Genomic DNA, 14637 nt, shown 5'->3' with positions numbered 1-14637 from the left:
GCATGAGCAACCAACTGTTCGACGCCTACTTCACCGCGCCGGCCATGCGCGAGGTTTTTTCCGACCGTGGCCGCCTGCAAGGCATACTGGATTTCGAGGCCGCGCTCGCCCGCGCCGAGGCCTCGGTCGGCTTGGTTCCGCACAGCGCCGTGGCCGCCATCGAGGCGGCCTGCCAGGCCGAGCGCTATGACGTAGGCGCCCTGGCCAATGCCATCGCCAGCGCTGGCAATTCGGCAATCCCGCTGGTGAAGGCGTTGGGCAAGGTGATCGCCACCGGCGTGCCCGAGGCCGAGCGTTATGTGCACTTGGGCGCTACCAGCCAGGATGCGATGGACACCGGCCTGGTGTTGCAGTTGCGCGCTGCCCTCGACTTGCTGGAAAGCGACCTTGGCCAGCTTGCCGAAACCTTGGCGCAGCAGGCCTTGAAGCACGCCGACACCCCTATGGTGGGGCGCACTTGGCTGCAACATGCCACGCCGGTGACCTTGGGCATGAAGTTGGCCGGGGTGCTTGGCGCCGTGACCCGCCATCGCCAGCGCTTGCAGGCGTTGCGCCCGCGCTTGCTGGTGCTGCAGTTCGGCGGCGCCTCGGGCAGCCTGGCGGCCTTGGGCAGCAAGGCGCTGCCGGTGGCCGAAGCGCTGGCAGAGCAACTGCGGCTGGCCCTGCCGGAACAGCCTTGGCACACCCAGCGCGACCGCTTGGTGGAGTTGGCCTCGGTGCTGGGCATGATCGCCGGCAGCCTGGGCAAGTTCGGCCGCGATGTCAGCTTGCTGATGCAAACCGAGGCTGGTGAGGTGTTCGAGCCTTCCGCGCCGGGCAAGGGCGGCTCTTCGACCATGCCCCACAAGCGTAACCCGGTGGGGGCTGCGGTGCTGATCGGGGCCGCCACCCGGGTGCCGGGGCTGGTTTCGACGATGTTCAGCGCCATGCCCCAGGAGCACGAGCGAAGCCTGGGGTTGTGGCATGCCGAATGGGAAACTCTGCCAGAAATTTGCTGCCTGGTCTCCGGTGCGCTGCGCCAGGCCCAGGTGATTGCCGAGGGGATGGAGGTGGATGCCGAGCGCATGCGCCGCAACCTCGACCTGACCCAGGGCCTGGTGCTGGCCGAGGCGGTGAGCATTGTGCTGGCACAGCGCCTGGGCCGCGACCGCGCCCACCACCTGCTGGAGCAATGCTGCCAGCGTGCCGTGGCCGAGCAGCGTCACCTGCGTGCCGTGCTGGGTGACGAGCCGCAGGTCAGTGCCGAACTGTCCGCCGAGGAACTCGATCGCTTGCTCGACCCCGCCCATTACCTGGGCCAGGCCCGCGTCTGGGTGGCGCGCGCCGTGTCCGAACATCAACGTTTTACTGCCTGAAGGAGACCGCTGTGGCGCATTTGCAACTGGCCGATGGCGTTTTGAATTACCAACTCGATGGCCCGGCAGACGCCCCGGTGCTGGTCCTGTCCAACTCGCTGGGTACCGACCTGGGCATGTGGGACGCCCAGATGCCGCTGTGGGCCGAGCGTTTCCGGGTGCTGCGCTACGACACCCGTGGCCACGGTGCATCGCTGGTCACCGAAGGCCCTTATTCCATCGAGCAACTGGGCCGCGATGTGCTGGCGTTGCTCGATGGCCTGGACATTGCCAAGGCGCACTTTGTCGGCTTGTCGATGGGTGGCCTGATTGGCCAGTGGCTGGGCATTAATGCCGGTGACCGCTTGCGTAGCCTGACCTTGTGCAACACCGCTGCCAAGATTGCCAATGACGAGGTGTGGAACACCCGTATCGACACCGTGCTCAAGGGCGGCCAGCAGGCCATGGTCGACCTGCGCGACGCGTCCATTGCCCGCTGGTTCACCCCAGGCTTTGCCCAGGCACAGGCCGCAGAGGCCCAGCGTATCTGCCAGATGCTGGCGCAGACCAGCCCCCAGGGCTATGCCAGCAACTGCGCGGCGGTGCGTGATGCCGACTTCCGTGAGCAACTCGGTCGCATCCAGGTGCCGACGTTGATCGTGGCAGGGACAGAAGATGTGGTAACCACCCCGGCGCATGGCCATTTCATGCAGGCGGGTATTGCCGTTGCCGAATATGTCGAGTTCCCGGCAGCGCACCTGTCCAATGTCGAGATTGGCGGGGCGTTCAGCCGCCGCGTGCTCGACTTCCTGCTGGCTCAGTGAGGACCCTGCCATGGACGAGAAACAACGCTACGAGGCCGGCATGCAAGTGCGCCGCGCGGTACTGGGCGATGCCCATGTGGACCGCAGCCTGGAAAAGCTCAACGACTTCAATGGCGAGTTTCAGGAAATGATTACCCGCCATGCGTGGGGTGATATCTGGACCCGCCCCGGTCTGCCACGTCACACCCGCAGCCTGATCACCATTGCCATGCTGATCGGCATGAACCGTAACGACGAACTGAAGCTGCACCTGCGCGCGGCCGCCAACAACGGCGTGACCCGCGACGAGATCAAGGAAGTGCTGATGCAGAGCGCGATCTACTGCGGCATTCCAGCGGCCAACGCCACCTTCCACCTGGCGGAGTCGGTATGGGAAGAGCTAGGTGTAGAGTCGCGTAGCTGACCCTTACGCGGCACCTGTGCAGGCGCAACTGTCTTTCTCAAAATTTGAAAAGCCTGCGCGATTCATTGTAGGAGCGGGCTTGCCCGCGAAGCAGGCGACGCGGTGTCCGGCACCGGCTGCGCCGGTGTTCGCGGGCAAGCCCGTTCCCACAGGCCGCTCAGGTGTCAAGGCTACATCGAGCGTATACCAACCGGGCCTGCGTTGCTTTCCACAGCCTGCTTCAGGGCCGGGCACAAGCCCAACATGAAGGCCGCTTCTGCCACCACGAACAAAGGCCCGATGATCAGGCCACTGATGTCGTCCACAAACGCCGGTTTTCGGCCTTCGTAATAGTGGCCGATGAACTGGATGATCCAGCCCAGCACGAACGCGCCCACCCCGGCACCGAGCCACAGGCCGGTAGGCTGCACCGCCAGCACCTGGCCAACCCACAGGCACAAGCCCAGCAACGCCCCCATCACCAGCCCGAAGCGCAGGTCCAGGCGCAGATAGAACCAGACCGAAGCCGCTGCCGCCAGCAGGGCAGGGGACAGCCATATGCCAGCAACCTCCCACCCGGGGCGGGACAGCAGGATGGTGACTGCCAGCACGATCATGGGGATGCCGATGAAGTGGGTGACGATGTTGCGCGGGTCGCGGTGGTAACTGGCGTACTGGCTCAGGTGGTCGACGAGCGTTTTCATTGTTGTGCCTCCCTGGTTTGCCTGGGCTGGTCAAGCTGCCTGTCAGGGCCCTGCGCGGCGGTTACACGCCGCGACAGGCCCGGTACAGGCAACGGGTATAGCTCAGGATAGCCCCCAGCCACCACTATCATCAGCGGGGCGAATGGCAGGGACGCCCCGCGGGCTTATCCAGCGGGGCCATGGCGCACATTGGCAGGGCTTACAGCAGGTTCAGCGGGTAGCTCACGATCAGCCGGTTCTCGTCGAAGGCGTTGGTGCTGAAGTCACGGCGCATGGTGGAGTTGCGCCATTTCACCGACAGGTCCTTGAAACTGCCCGATTGGATCACGTAGGCCAACTCGGTCTCCCGGGCCCATTCCTTGCCATCATCGACATTGCCGACGGTCACGTTCTCACCCTTGATATAGCGGTTCATCAGGGTCAGGCCGGGAACGCCAACGGTGGCGAAGTTGAAGTCATGGCGCACCTGCCAGGAGCGTTCCTTGGCATTGTCGAAGCTGGAGTTGTAGCTGTCGTTGGCCAGGGTCCCGCCGCTGGTGCCGTTGACCCGCATCCAGGCGTTGTCGCCGCTGACCTTTTGCAGGCCCACGTAGAACGTATGGCCCTGGTAACGCGCCGAGAGCAACGCCGAGGCGGTACGGTTGTCCAGTTTGCCGGCACGCTCGGCGCCGTCTTCCTTGCCGATGAAGTAGCCCAGGTTGGCGCCCAGGGTCCAGTCGCCCAGCGGCTGGCTGTGGGTCAGGTTCAGGTACTGTTGGTGGTAGATGTCCTTGAGCTGGGCATCCCACAGGCCAATCATGGTGCGTTTGTCGTTGAAGGTGTATTCGCCGCCACCGAAGTTGAAGCGGTCGGAGGTGAACGCGCCTTTGCCGTTCATCGACATGTCTTCCATGCTGGCGTCGTTGCGCGGGCTGTTGCCGCGGAACTGGCCTGCGTACAGGGTCAGGCCGGCGATTTCCCTGGAGGTCAGCTGGCCGCCGCGGAAGGTTTGCGGCAGCGAACGGCCGTCGTCCGAACGCAGGATCGGCAGCACCGGCATCCATTCCCCGACCTTCAGTTCGGTTTCGGAAAGCTTGGCCTTCAACGCCACACCCAGGCGGCCGAAATCATCGGCTGGGCGGCCGTCGTCGTGCACGGGTAGCAGGTGGGTGTTGGTGGTGCCTTTGCCACCGTCGAGCTTGACCGAATACAAGCCCAGCACGTCCACGCCGAAACCGATGGTGCCTTGGGTGAAGCCGGAGCGGGCATCCAGAATGAAGCTCTGCGTCCATTCTTCGGCCTTGCCCTGTGGGTTGGCCGGGTCAACGAAGTTACGGTTGATGTAGAAGTTGCGCAGGTTGAGGGTGGCCTTGGCGTCTTCCAGGAAACCACCTTGGTCGGCAGCGAAGACGGGGAGGGCGCAGGACATGGCCAACAGGCCGGGCAGCAGCTGGCGTGCGGTTTGCGAAGTGCTCATCTGTCGTGGATCTCTTGTTTTTATGGGGCGTTGCGTGGGGGGATGGTGCGGCGTGAGGCGGGGGTGAGGCAATTCGTCGCAAACGGAAGGGGGCGATAATCGAACGGAATGTTCCAGTTGGTTAATTACTGACACATTTTGCAGCAGCCATGAAAAAGGCCCACCGCCAGGGTGGGCCTTGTGCTGTACCGAGCCAGGTCAGCCTTTGGGCGTATCCACCGCTGCTTGCTGGTTGGCCTGGCCAGTGCGCTCGTACCAGCCGCCACCCAGTGCCTTGTACAGATTGACCTCGCTGGTCAGCTGCGACAGGCGATCGCCGATCAGCGCCTGCTGGGCACTGAACAGGTTGCGCTGGGCATCGAGGAAGGTCAGGTTGCTGTCGATACCGATACGGTAGCGGCGCTCGGCCAGGCGATAGTAGTCCTGGTTGGCTTGCACCAGGTCGCGTTGGGCCTGCAATTGCTCTTCGAAGGTCTTGCGCGCTGCCAGGCCATCGGAGACTTCCTGGAAGGCCGTCTGGATGGTCTTTTCGTACTTGGCGACGTTGATGTCCTTCTGGATTTTCGAGTAGTCCAGGCTGGCTTTCAGGCTGCCGGCGTTGAAGATCGGCAGGTTGATCTGCGGCTGGAACAGCCAGGTGCCCTGGCCGCCTGAGAACAGGTGGCCCATGTCGGGGCTCAGGCTGCCGGCGTTGGCCGTCAGGCTGATGCTTGGGAAGAACGCTGCGCGGGCGGCGCCGATATTGGCGTTGGCGGCCTTGAGCAGGTGCTCGGCTTCCTGGATGTCCGGGCGGCGCTGGAGAATGTCGGACGGCAAGCCGGCCGGCACCTCCGCCAATTGATCGGCGTCGAGCTCCAGCGGCTTGGGCAGGTTGGCAGGAATGCCGGTGCCCAGTAGCACGGTCAGGCTGTTGACGTCCTGGGCGACCAGGCGCTGGTACTGCGAATACTTGACCCGGGCGCCTTCCACGGCGGTGCGCGCCTGGCTCAAGTCCAGTGCCGAGGCCACGCCCACTTCATTGCTGCGACGGGTGAGGTTGTAGCTTTCCTCGTAGGTCTTCAGCGTTTCTTCGGTCAGCTTGAACAGCGCCTGGTCGGCCTGCCAGGTGTAATAGGCGTTGGCCACGCTGGCCACCAGGGCAATTTGCGTGGACCGCCGTGCCTGTTCGCTGGACAGGTAGGTTTCCAGGGCTTGCTCGGTCAGGCTGCGTACCCGGCCGAACAGGTCCAGTTCATAGGCGCTGACACCCAGCGTGGCCGAGTATTGGCTGGTGATGCTGGACTCACCGGTTTGCGACATGTTCGCCGGTACCCGCTGGCGGCTACCGCTGGCGTTGGCGGAAACCGCCGGGAACAGGTCGGCCCGCTGAATGCGATACTGCGCGCGGTAGGCGTCGAGGTTCAGTGCGGCAACACGCAGGTCGCGGTTGTTGACCAGCGAAGTCTGGATCAGCTGCTGCAGTGCCGGGTCACGGAAGAACTGGCGCCAGCCCTGTTCGGCAGCGGCGACGTCTGCCGATTGCGTGGGGGAATATGCAGGGCCTTGCGGCCACTGCGCAGCCACCGGCGATTCCGGGGTCTGGTAGTCAGGGATCAGCGAGCAGCCGCCCAGAATGAAAGCGGTTACCGCCAGGGACAACAAAGACTTGGTCATTGCCCAGCCTCATAACGTGGAGTTTCAGGGGTGGCGTCTTTTTCCGGCTTTTTGCTGCCGAACAGCGACGACACTGCGACGAAGAATAGCGGTACCCAGAAGATTGCCAGCACGGTCGCGCTGATCATGCCGCCGATCACTCCGGTGCCGATGGCGTGCTGGCTGCCGGCGCCCGCGCCGCTGGCGATGGTCAACGGTACCACGCCAAGGATGAATGCCAGCGAGGTCATGATGATCGGGCGCAGACGCATGCGGCAGGCTTCGATCGCGGCGTCGTACAGGCTGCGACCCTGCTCGTGCAGTTCCTTGGCGAACTCGACGATCAGAATGGCGTTTTTCGCCGCCAGGCCGATGGTGGTCAACAGGCCGACCAGGAAGTACACGTCGTTGGACAGGCCGCGCAGGCTGGTGGCGATCAGTGCACCGATGATACCCAGCGGTACCACCAGCACCACGGCGATCGGAATCGACCAGCTTTCATACAGCGCTGCCAGGCACAGGAACACGAACAGTACCGAGAGGGCGAACAGTGCCGGCATCTGCGAGCCGGAGAGTTTTTCCTCGTAGGACATGCCGGTCCAGGAGAAGCCCACACCGCTAGGCAGTTCGCCGGCAATGCGCTCGACCTCGGCCATGGCTTCACCGGTGCTGTAGCCAGGCGCCGGGGCACCGAGAATCTCCATGGCCTCCACACCGTTGTAACGCGACAGTTTGGGCGAACCGTAGCTCCACTCACCCTTGGCGAAGGAGGAGAACGGCACCATCTCGCCAGCGCCATTGCGCACGTACCACTTCTGCAGGTCTTCAGGGCTCATCCGCGCGTTGGCTTCGCCCTGGATGTACACCTTCTTGACCCGGCCACGGTCGATGAAGTCGTTGACGTAGCTGGCACCCAAAGCGATGGACAGGGTGTTGTTGATGTCGGCAATGGTCACGCCCAGGGCGCTGGCACGCTCGTCATCGATGGTCAGCTGGTACTGCGGCTCGTCGTTCAGGCCATTGGGGCGTACGCCACTGAGCACTTTGCTCTGCGACGCCTTGGCCAGGAACTCGTTGCGCGCTTCCATCAGCTTGGCATGGCCGACACCGCCGCGGTCCTGCAGGAACACGTCGAAACCGGTGGCGTTACCCAGTTCCAGCACCGCGGGTGGGGCAAACGCGAACACCATGGCATCGCGGAAGGTGAAGAAGTGCTGCTGGGCGCGTTGGGCCAGGGCGAACACGCTGTTTTCCTGGGACCGTTCACCCCATGGCTTGAGCATGATGAACGCCATGCCCGAGCTTTGGCCACGGCCGGCGAAGTTGAAGCCGTTGACGGTGAATACCGACGACACGGTGTCGGCTTCATCCTTGAGCAGGTATTCACGCATCTGGTCGACCACCACCTGGGTGCGCTCGGCACTGGAGCCGGCCGGGGTCTGCACCTGGGCGAACAGCACGCCCTGGTCTTCCTCGGGCAGGAACGCAGTAGGGATGCGGGCGAACAGCCAGATCATGCCAACCACGATCAGTGCATAGGCCAGCAGGAACGGCACCTTGTTGCGCAGGATGGCACCCACGCTGCGCTCGTAGCCGTTGACGCTGCGGTCGAAGTTGCGGTTGAACCAGCCGAAGAAGCCACCTTTGGCGGTGTGGTGCTCGCCCTTTTTCAGCGGCTTGAGCATGGTCGCGCACAGGGCAGGGGTGAAGATCAGCGCCACCAGCACCGACAGCCCCATGGCCGAAACGATGGTGATGGAGAACTGCCGGTAGATTACGCCGGTGGAGCCACTGAAGAACGCCATGGGCAGCAGAACCGCCGACAGCACCAAGGCGATACCCACCAGGGCCCCCTGAATCTGCTCCATGGAGCGCTTGGTCGCCTCTTTGGGCGGCAGGCCGTCTTCGGACATGACCCGCTCGACGTTCTCCACCACGACGATGGCGTCGTCCACCAGCAAGCCGATGGCCAGCACCATGGCGAACATGGTCAGGGTGTTGATGCTGAAACCCGCAGCGGCAAGGATGCCGAAGGTACCCAGCAATACCACCGGCACGGTCATGGTAGTGATGATGGTGGCGCGGAAGTTCTGCAGGAACAGGTACATCACCAGGAACACCAGCACCACGGCTTCGATCAGCGTATGGATTACGCCACTGATCGACTCGGTGACCACCGGCGTGGTGTCATACGGGAATACCGCTTTCACCCCAGGCGGGAAGAAGGGTTCCAGGTCGCTGATGGTCTGGCGCAGCGCCTTGGCCGTGTCCAGAGCGTTGGCCCCGGTTGCCAGCTTCACGGCCAGACCGGAGGCCGGCTTGCCGTTGAACTGGGCGCTGATGGCATAGTTTTCACCGCCCAGGCCAACCTCGGCGACATCCCCCAGGCGCACCTGAGAACCGTCGTTGTTGACCTTGAGCAGGATCTTCTCGAACTGCTCGGCGGTCTGCAGGCGGGTCTTGCCGATGATGGTCGCGTTCAGCTGGGTACCCGGCACGGCCGGCAGGCCGCCAAGCTGGCCGGAGGACACCTGCACGTTCTGCGCAGCCACGGCGTTCTTGACGTCGACCGGGGTCAGCTGAAACTTGTTCAGCTTGGCCGGGTCGAGCCAGATGCGCATGGCGTACTGTGCACCGAACACCTGGAAGTCGCCCACGCCAGCAGTACGCGAGATCGGGTCCTGCATGTTGGAGACGATGTAGTTGGCCAAGTCGTCCTTGGTCATGCTGCCGTCTTCGGACACCAGGCCGATCACCATCAGGAAGTTTTTCACTGCCTTGGTAACACGGATACCTTGCTGCTGCACTTCCTGCGGCAGCAGCGGGGTGGCCAGGTTCAGCTTGTTCTGCACCTGCACCTGCGCGGTGTCAGGGTTGGTGCCTTGCTCGAAGGTGGCGGTAATGGTCATGCTGCCGTCGGAGTTGCTTTCCGACGACACATAACGCAGGTTGTCGATACCGTTGAGCTGCTGCTCGATCACCTGGACCACGGTGTCCTGCACGGTCTGCGCCGAAGCGCCCGGGTAGGTCACGGCGATGGCGATGGCCGGCGGCGCGATGCTGGGGTACTGGTTGATCGGCAGCTTCAGGATCGACAAGGCCCCGACCAGCATGATCACCAAGGCGATCACCCAGGCGAAGATCGGGCGATCGATAAAGAACTTCGACATGGTTTACTCCGCTTTGGCGTCTGCTTTCGCCGCGTTGGCCTGATCAGGGCTGCCCGGCTTCTTGACGTTGGTGGCTTCGCTGACCTTGACCTCGACGCCAGGGCGCACGTACTGCAGGCCTTCGGTGATCAGGCGGTCACCAGGGTTGAGGCCTTCTTCGATCAGCCAGTCGCTGCCCAGGGTTCGGTTGGCCTTGAGCTGACGCAGTTCGACCTTGTTGTCCTTGTTCACCACCAGCGCGGTTGGCGCACCTTTCAGGTCGCGGGTAACGCCCTGTTGCGGGGCCAGAATGGCGTTGGCGTTGACCCCGGCCTTCAACCGCGCATGCACGAACATACCGGGCAGCAGGGTGTGGTCAGGGTTGGGGAACAGCGCACGCAGGGTCACCGAGCCAGTGGTCTCGTCGACCGCGACTTCCGAGAACTCCAGGCGGCCTTCCTGCTTGAACAGGCTGCCGTCCTCGAGCACCAGCTGCACCGAGGCGGCGTTGTCGCCAGCCTTCTGCAACTGGCCGCTTTCCAAGTCGCGGCGCAGCTTGAGCAGCTCGGCAGTGGACTGGGTAACGTCGACGTAGATCGGGTCGAGTTGCTGGATGGTGGCCATGGCGTTGGTCTGGCCGTTGTTCACCAGCGCACCTTCGGTGACCGCTGAGCGGCCGATACGCCCGCTGATCGGGGCCAGCACCTTGGTGTAGCGCAGGTCGATCTGTGCACTTTTCAGCGATGCTTCTGCCTGCAACCGTTTGGCATTGGCGTCGTCGTATTCCTGCTTCGACACGGCCTGCTCGTCGATCAGTTGCTTGTAACGCTCGGCCAGCGAGCGGGTAGCTTGCAGGTTGGCCTGGGCATTACCCAGCGCTGCCTCGTACACGGCAGGGTCGATCTGGTACAGCTGCTGGCCTTCCTTGACGTCACTGCCTTCCTTGAACAGGCGCTTGAGAATGATGCCATTCACCTGCGGGCGCACTTCGGCAATGCGGTAGGCACTGGTGCGCCCCGGCAATTCCGAGGTCAGGGTGAAAGGTTGAGGCTGGATGGTTACGACGCCGACCTGAGGAGCCTGCGCCGCTGGCGCTGCTTCTTCTTTCTTACAGCCACTGAGCAGTGTTGCCAGGGCGACGGCGGAAACCAGAGCGGTAACGGCTGGCTTGAATTGCATGAGGATCCTCGGGTCGCAGGAGCAGGTAGACGCTCAAGAATAATGGAAGAGTCGAGATCTGGAGAAATTTGCTATCCGGTAGATAAATAGCTTGCTAAGGAATATACTTACATTCATGGTTGTTTGTAAATACCGCTTGGTTGTACCCAGGTACCGCCACAGCCCGTGATTAGCCCCGCCGCGAGGCGCCCTGCAGAGGTGCCCGCGAAATGTTCCCCCGTGCGCAGCGCGCGTTCGGGCCCGATGAGGTTGTACTGCCATGGTCCGTCGAACCAAAGAGGAAGCCCAGGAAACCCGCGCCCAGATCATCGAGGCAGCGGAAAAGGCCTTCTACAAGCGCGGGGTTGCGCGAACCACGCTGGCCGACATCGCCGAGTTGGCGGGGGTGACCCGCGGGGCGATCTACTGGCACTTCAACAACAAGGCCGAGCTGGTGCAGGCGTTGCTCGACAGCCTGCATGAAACCCATGACCATTTGGCGCGCGCGAGCGAAAGCGAGGACGAAGTCGACCCGCTGGGCTGCATGCGCAAACTGCTGTTGCAGGTGTTCAACGAGCTGGTGCTCGATGCCCGAACCCGGCGTATCAATGAGATCCTGCATCACAAGTGCGAGTTCACCGATGACATGTGTGAGATTCGCCAGCAGCGCCAGGCCGCAGTGCTGGATTGCCACAGGGGCATTACCCTGGCCCTGGCCAATGCCGTGCGCCGGGGCCAGTTGCCGGGCGAGCTGGATGTCGAGCGCGCGGCGGTGGCCCTGTTTGCCTATGTCGATGGCCTGATCGGGCGCTGGCTGTTGTTGCCGGACAGCATTGACCTGTTGGCGGATGTCGACAAATGGGTCGACACCGGGCTGGATATGCTGCGCTTGAGCCCGGCGCTGCGCAAATGACTCTTTGTTAAGGATTGTGAGGGAGTGTTTGCGCTTTGTATTAAGGGACGATTAATGCGTTGCGCTCCCTCAGCCAGGCACCGTGCCTGCACCGTGCCCAGGTGCTCAACGGCCGCGCAGTTGCCGGTCCGGTAACGCCACCGCCGCGATCAGCCCGAGCACCGCGACCAGCGCGCTGCCCAGCAACAGCTGGCGGAATGTCTGCAGCAACCGCCCTTGGGTGGCCACGTCCACCTCGCCCGCCTTCAAGCTCCCCAGCAACGGGTTACCGAGCAATTCAAAACCGCCCTGATGCAGCAGTGCCAGCAACAGGCTGGACATGCATGCCACGCCCATGGCCCCGCCCAGCGAGCGGAACAGGTTGGTGGTGCTGGTGGCGACGCCGATGTCCTGGCTGGCCACCGCGCTTTGCGTGGCTACCAGCGAGGTAGGGAACTGCAGGCCACAGGCTATCCCGGTCAGCAGCATGAACAGTGCGCTGGGCAACGCCGACTGCGGCGAGGTCAAGGCCATGCCGACGATGGCCAGCGGCATCAGTAAAGCCCCGGCAAGGATCTGCGGTTTGTAGCGCCCGGTGAGGCTGGTCATGCGCCCACCGGTGAACGCCCCCATGGGCAGCCCCATCACCAGCGGCAGCAGGTGCAGGGCGGCGCTGTCGGCACCGGCACCGGTGATGCCTTGATAACGCAAGGGCATGAGCATGGTCAGGGAAATGGACTGGAAGCTGGCAAAGAAGATCACCCCCCAACACAGCACGGCTACCCGATTGGCGAACAGGCCAAGTGGCAGCAACGGTTCCGCGCAGCGGCTTTCGTGGGCAATGAACAAGCCCAGGCCCAGCACGGCGCAGGCGAACAATGCCAGCACGGCCGAGTTGCCCCAGCCATGGCCCTGGCCGACCAGGGTAATGCCCAGCAGCAGGCTGCCCAGGCCGAGAATCAACAATACAGCGCCAAGGTAGTCGACCTGGGCCTGGCGGTGTTGTACCGGCATGCCCGCCAAGGCTCGGTGAATCGACCACAAGGCCAGCAGCCCCAGCGGCAGGTTGATCCAGAAAACGCCGCGCCACGACAAGTATTCGGTCAACCAACCGCCCAGCACGGGCCCGGCGACACTGGCCACGGCATACATGCTGCTGAAGTAGCCCTGATAACGGCCACGCTCGCGGGGCGGCACGAAGTCACCGATGATCGCCTGGCTGACCGAGACCATGCCGCCTGCGCCGATGCCTTGCAGTACCCGGGCCAGCACCAGTTGCTGCATGTCCTGGGCCAGCGCGCAGGCGATCGAGGCCAGGGTGAACAGGCTGATGCCGGTCAGGATCATGCGACGTCGGCCGTACAGGTCGCCCAGTTTGCCGTAGATGGGCACGGCGATGGTCATGGCGACCATGTAGCCGGAAATGACCCAGGCCAGCAGGCCGACGTCGTTGAACTGGGCCGAAATGGCAGGCAGCGAGACGGCGACAATGGTCTGGTCGAGGGCGCCGAGAAAGATCGCCAGCATCAGCGCGGTGAGCACGTTGCGCAGGGTGGTGTGGGGCAGGGCGGCTGTCACGGGGGTACCTTGGTTGTCGGTTTTTGCATCTTCCCGGGCATGCCCGCTCCCATAGGTGAAGATCAGGCTCGAGCATGAGCCGTATCTGTGGGAGCGGGCGTGCTCGCGAACAGGCCCTCGAATTGTAACCTGAGTTAGGTAGCTTCCTATGTACTAACTGCATCCCCTATGCCGAATCGGCATTGGCGTATTCATCCAGCGCAGCATGGCCGCGTGATATCGTTGGTATGCCACAGAGGCCGAACGCCGCGGCTTGCACCAGCTTGGTGCAACATTATGCCGCAGGTTTCATGGGCCGCTGTCTCCCACACCTTTTATTCCTCTGCCTGCATGCCGAGCATGACCGCCCACATGGCGACGGTTGGAACAGGTCAGGTAGACCCGATTGCAGGGGTCGGTAGTTACCGTTCAAAATTTGCACATAATTGCGGAGTGATCATGCCCAAGGCTTCCCATCAAGATCTGCGTTTTGCCTTCCGCGAGCTGCTCGCTTCAGGTTCCTGTTACCACACCGCCTCGGTGTTCGATCCGATGTCGGCACGCATTGCGGCTGACCTGGGGTTCGAGGTCGGTATCCTCGGCGGCTCGGTCGCCTCGTTGCAGGTGCTGGCTGCGCCGGACTTTGCGCTGATCACCCTCAGTGAGTTCGTCGAGCAGGCCACCCGGATTGGCCGCGTGGCGCAGTTGCCGGTGCTGGCCGACGCCGACCATGGCTATGGCAACGCACTGAACGTGATGCGCACGGTGATCGAGCTGGAGCGCGCCGGGGTGGCTGCCCTGACCATCGAGGACACCCTGCTGCCAGCCCAGTTCGGGCGCAAGTCCACCGACCTTATCCCGGTTGATGAGGGCGTTGGCAAGATCCGGGCGGCATTGGAGGCACGGGTCGATTCGTCGTTGTCGATCATCGCCCGCACCAATGCTGGCGTGCTCAGCACCGAAGAAATCATCGTGCGTACCCAGAGCTACCAGAAGGCTGGTGCCGATGGCATTTGCATGGTGGGCGTAAAGGACTTCGAGCAGCTCGAAAAGATCGCCGAGCACCTGACCGTGCCACTGATGCTGGTCACCTATGGCAACCCGAACCTGCATGACGACGAGCACCTGGCGCGCCTGGGCGTGCGCATTGCCGTCGATGGCCACGCGGCTTACTTTGCTGCAATCAAAGCCACCTACGACTGCTTGCGGCTGCAGCGCGGCAAGCAGAACAAGTCGGACAACCTCAGTGCCACCGAACTCTCGCACACCTACACTCAGCCCGAGGACTACATCCGCTGGGCCAAGGAGTACATGAGCGTCGAGGAGTGACCGGCAGGGCGCCGTCAACTCAACGGACGGCGCTCAAGGTGGCAGTGTGAGGCACGCAGTGTGCCTGCTCGCAGCTGGCGGCAGTGCTGGGCTGGCTGCGTAGCAGTTCGGCGCGCCAGCAGGCCGAGCCGTACAGTGCTGCTACTGCGCTCAGGGCCATGACAAGGGCGACTCTTCTTGATTTGATGCCCATGGTGTTCACCTCCTGGTACAGCGATAG

12 protein-coding genes are annotated in these 14637 nt (G+C 63.2%); 5 read left to right on the top strand and 7 right to left on the bottom strand.

The features are described from left to right. The first annotated feature begins 2 nt into the window (after positions 1-2). Genes GEV39_RS19620 through pcaC form a run of 3 tightly spaced genes read left to right on the top strand, consistent with a single transcriptional unit; the run spans position 3 to position 2561 of the window. On the top strand, positions 3-1355 hold the full coding sequence (locus GEV39_RS19620) for a 3-carboxy-cis,cis-muconate cycloisomerase (RefSeq protein ID WP_173890919.1): 1353 nt from the start codon (positions 3-5) through the stop codon (positions 1353-1355). Between the two features lie 11 nt (positions 1356-1366). Further along, positions 1367-2158, top strand: coding sequence for a 3-oxoadipate enol-lactonase (gene pcaD / locus GEV39_RS19615; RefSeq protein WP_173890918.1), 792 nt, complete (start codon positions 1367-1369; stop codon positions 2156-2158). Positions 2159-2168: 10 nt separating this feature from the next. Beyond that, on the top strand, positions 2169-2561 hold the full coding sequence (gene pcaC, locus GEV39_RS19610) for a 4-carboxymuconolactone decarboxylase (RefSeq protein ID WP_173890917.1): 393 nt from the start codon (positions 2169-2171) through the stop codon (positions 2559-2561). 170 nt (positions 2562-2731) lie between these two features. On the opposite strand, the gene GEV39_RS19605 is transcribed toward pcaC, so the two are convergent. The 5 genes from GEV39_RS19605 to ttgA form a co-directional block, all read right to left on the bottom strand. Continuing rightward, complete coding sequence (locus GEV39_RS19605; protein ID WP_173890916.1) at positions 2732-3244, bottom strand: Mpo1 family 2-hydroxy fatty acid dioxygenase; 513 nt, start codon at positions 3242-3244, stop codon at positions 2732-2734. Positions 3245-3443: 199 nt separating this feature from the next. Next, positions 3444-4700: an OprD family porin gene (locus GEV39_RS19600; protein WP_009685614.1), complete on the bottom strand. Its 1257-nt coding sequence runs from the start codon at positions 4698-4700 to the stop codon at positions 3444-3446. A 198-nt stretch (positions 4701-4898) separates the two neighbouring features. Beyond that, the gene (locus GEV39_RS19595; protein WP_054912198.1) at positions 4899-6353 is read right to left on the bottom strand and encodes an AdeC/AdeK/OprM family multidrug efflux complex outer membrane factor; all 1455 of its coding nucleotides are present in this window, start codon (positions 6351-6353) and stop codon (positions 4899-4901) included. Next, the gene (gene ttgB, locus GEV39_RS19590; protein ID WP_173890915.1) at positions 6350-9502 is read right to left on the bottom strand and encodes a multidrug efflux RND transporter permease subunit TtgB; all 3153 of its coding nucleotides are present in this window, start codon (positions 9500-9502) and stop codon (positions 6350-6352) included. The genes GEV39_RS19595 and ttgB overlap by 4 nt, the downstream gene beginning before the upstream one ends. Positions 9503-9505: 3 nt before the next feature. After that, the gene (gene ttgA / locus GEV39_RS19585; protein WP_009685610.1) at positions 9506-10660 is read right to left on the bottom strand and encodes a toluene efflux RND transporter periplasmic adaptor subunit TtgA; all 1155 of its coding nucleotides are present in this window, start codon (positions 10658-10660) and stop codon (positions 9506-9508) included. A gap of 259 nt (positions 10661-10919) precedes the next feature. Here ttgA and ttgR point away from each other — a divergent pair, with 259 nt between their 5' ends. Then, positions 10920-11552: an efflux transport transcriptional regulator TtgR gene (ttgR, locus tag GEV39_RS19580; protein WP_054912197.1), complete on the top strand. Its 633-nt coding sequence runs from the start codon at positions 10920-10922 to the stop codon at positions 11550-11552. A gap of 105 nt (positions 11553-11657) precedes the next feature. On the opposite strand, the gene GEV39_RS19575 is transcribed toward ttgR, so the two are convergent. Beyond that, entirely contained in the window at positions 11658-13109 is a 1452-nt protein-coding gene (locus GEV39_RS19575; RefSeq protein ID WP_173890914.1) for an MDR family MFS transporter, read from the bottom strand. Between the two features lie 438 nt (positions 13110-13547). Here GEV39_RS19575 and GEV39_RS19570 point away from each other — a divergent pair, with 438 nt between their 5' ends. Continuing rightward, positions 13548-14417 (top strand): oxaloacetate decarboxylase, encoded by an 870-nt coding sequence (locus tag GEV39_RS19570; RefSeq protein WP_173890913.1) that lies wholly within the window; start codon positions 13548-13550, stop codon positions 14415-14417. A 19-nt stretch (positions 14418-14436) separates the two neighbouring features. Here GEV39_RS19570 and GEV39_RS19565 read toward each other — a convergent pair whose 3' ends face one another. Next, a complete protein-coding gene (locus GEV39_RS19565) occupies positions 14437-14610 on the bottom strand; it encodes a hypothetical protein (protein WP_173890912.1) in 174 nt (57 codons plus the stop codon). Positions 14611-14637 lie beyond the last annotated feature (27 nt).

It is taken from the genome of Pseudomonas sp. NY5710, assembly GCF_013305665.1.
In the GTDB taxonomy this organism is placed as follows: Bacteria; Pseudomonadota; Gammaproteobacteria; order Pseudomonadales; family Pseudomonadaceae; genus Aquipseudomonas; species Aquipseudomonas juntendi.
Note: the sequence above shows the minus strand (reverse complement) of the source record. Positions and strands in the feature narration are given on the sequence as shown.

Coding starts and splice junctions, on each gene's coding strand:
- ttgB (WP_173890915.1), bottom strand. CDS start 9,502: ATGTCGAAGTTCTTTATCGATCGCCCGATCTTCGCCTGGGTGATCGCC.
- ttgA (WP_009685610.1), bottom strand. CDS start 10,660: ATGCAATTCAAGCCAGCCGTTACCGCTCTGGTTTCCGCCGTCGCCCTG.
- GEV39_RS19600 (WP_009685614.1), bottom strand. CDS start 4,700: ATGAGCACTTCGCAAACCGCACGCCAGCTGCTGCCCGGCCTGTTGGCC.
- pcaC (WP_173890917.1), top strand. CDS start 2,169: ATGGACGAGAAACAACGCTACGAGGCCGGCATGCAAGTGCGCCGCGCG.
- GEV39_RS19620 (WP_173890919.1), top strand. CDS start 3: ATGAGCAACCAACTGTTCGACGCCTACTTCACCGCGCCGGCCATGCGC.
- GEV39_RS19565 (WP_173890912.1), bottom strand. CDS start 14,610: ATGGGCATCAAATCAAGAAGAGTCGCCCTTGTCATGGCCCTGAGCGCA.
- GEV39_RS19595 (WP_054912198.1), bottom strand. CDS start 6,353: ATGACCAAGTCTTTGTTGTCCCTGGCGGTAACCGCTTTCATTCTGGGC.
- GEV39_RS19605 (WP_173890916.1), bottom strand. CDS start 3,244: ATGAAAACGCTCGTCGACCACCTGAGCCAGTACGCCAGTTACCACCGC.
- GEV39_RS19570 (WP_173890913.1), top strand. CDS start 13,548: ATGCCCAAGGCTTCCCATCAAGATCTGCGTTTTGCCTTCCGCGAGCTG.
- ttgR (WP_054912197.1), top strand. CDS start 10,920: ATGGTCCGTCGAACCAAAGAGGAAGCCCAGGAAACCCGCGCCCAGATC.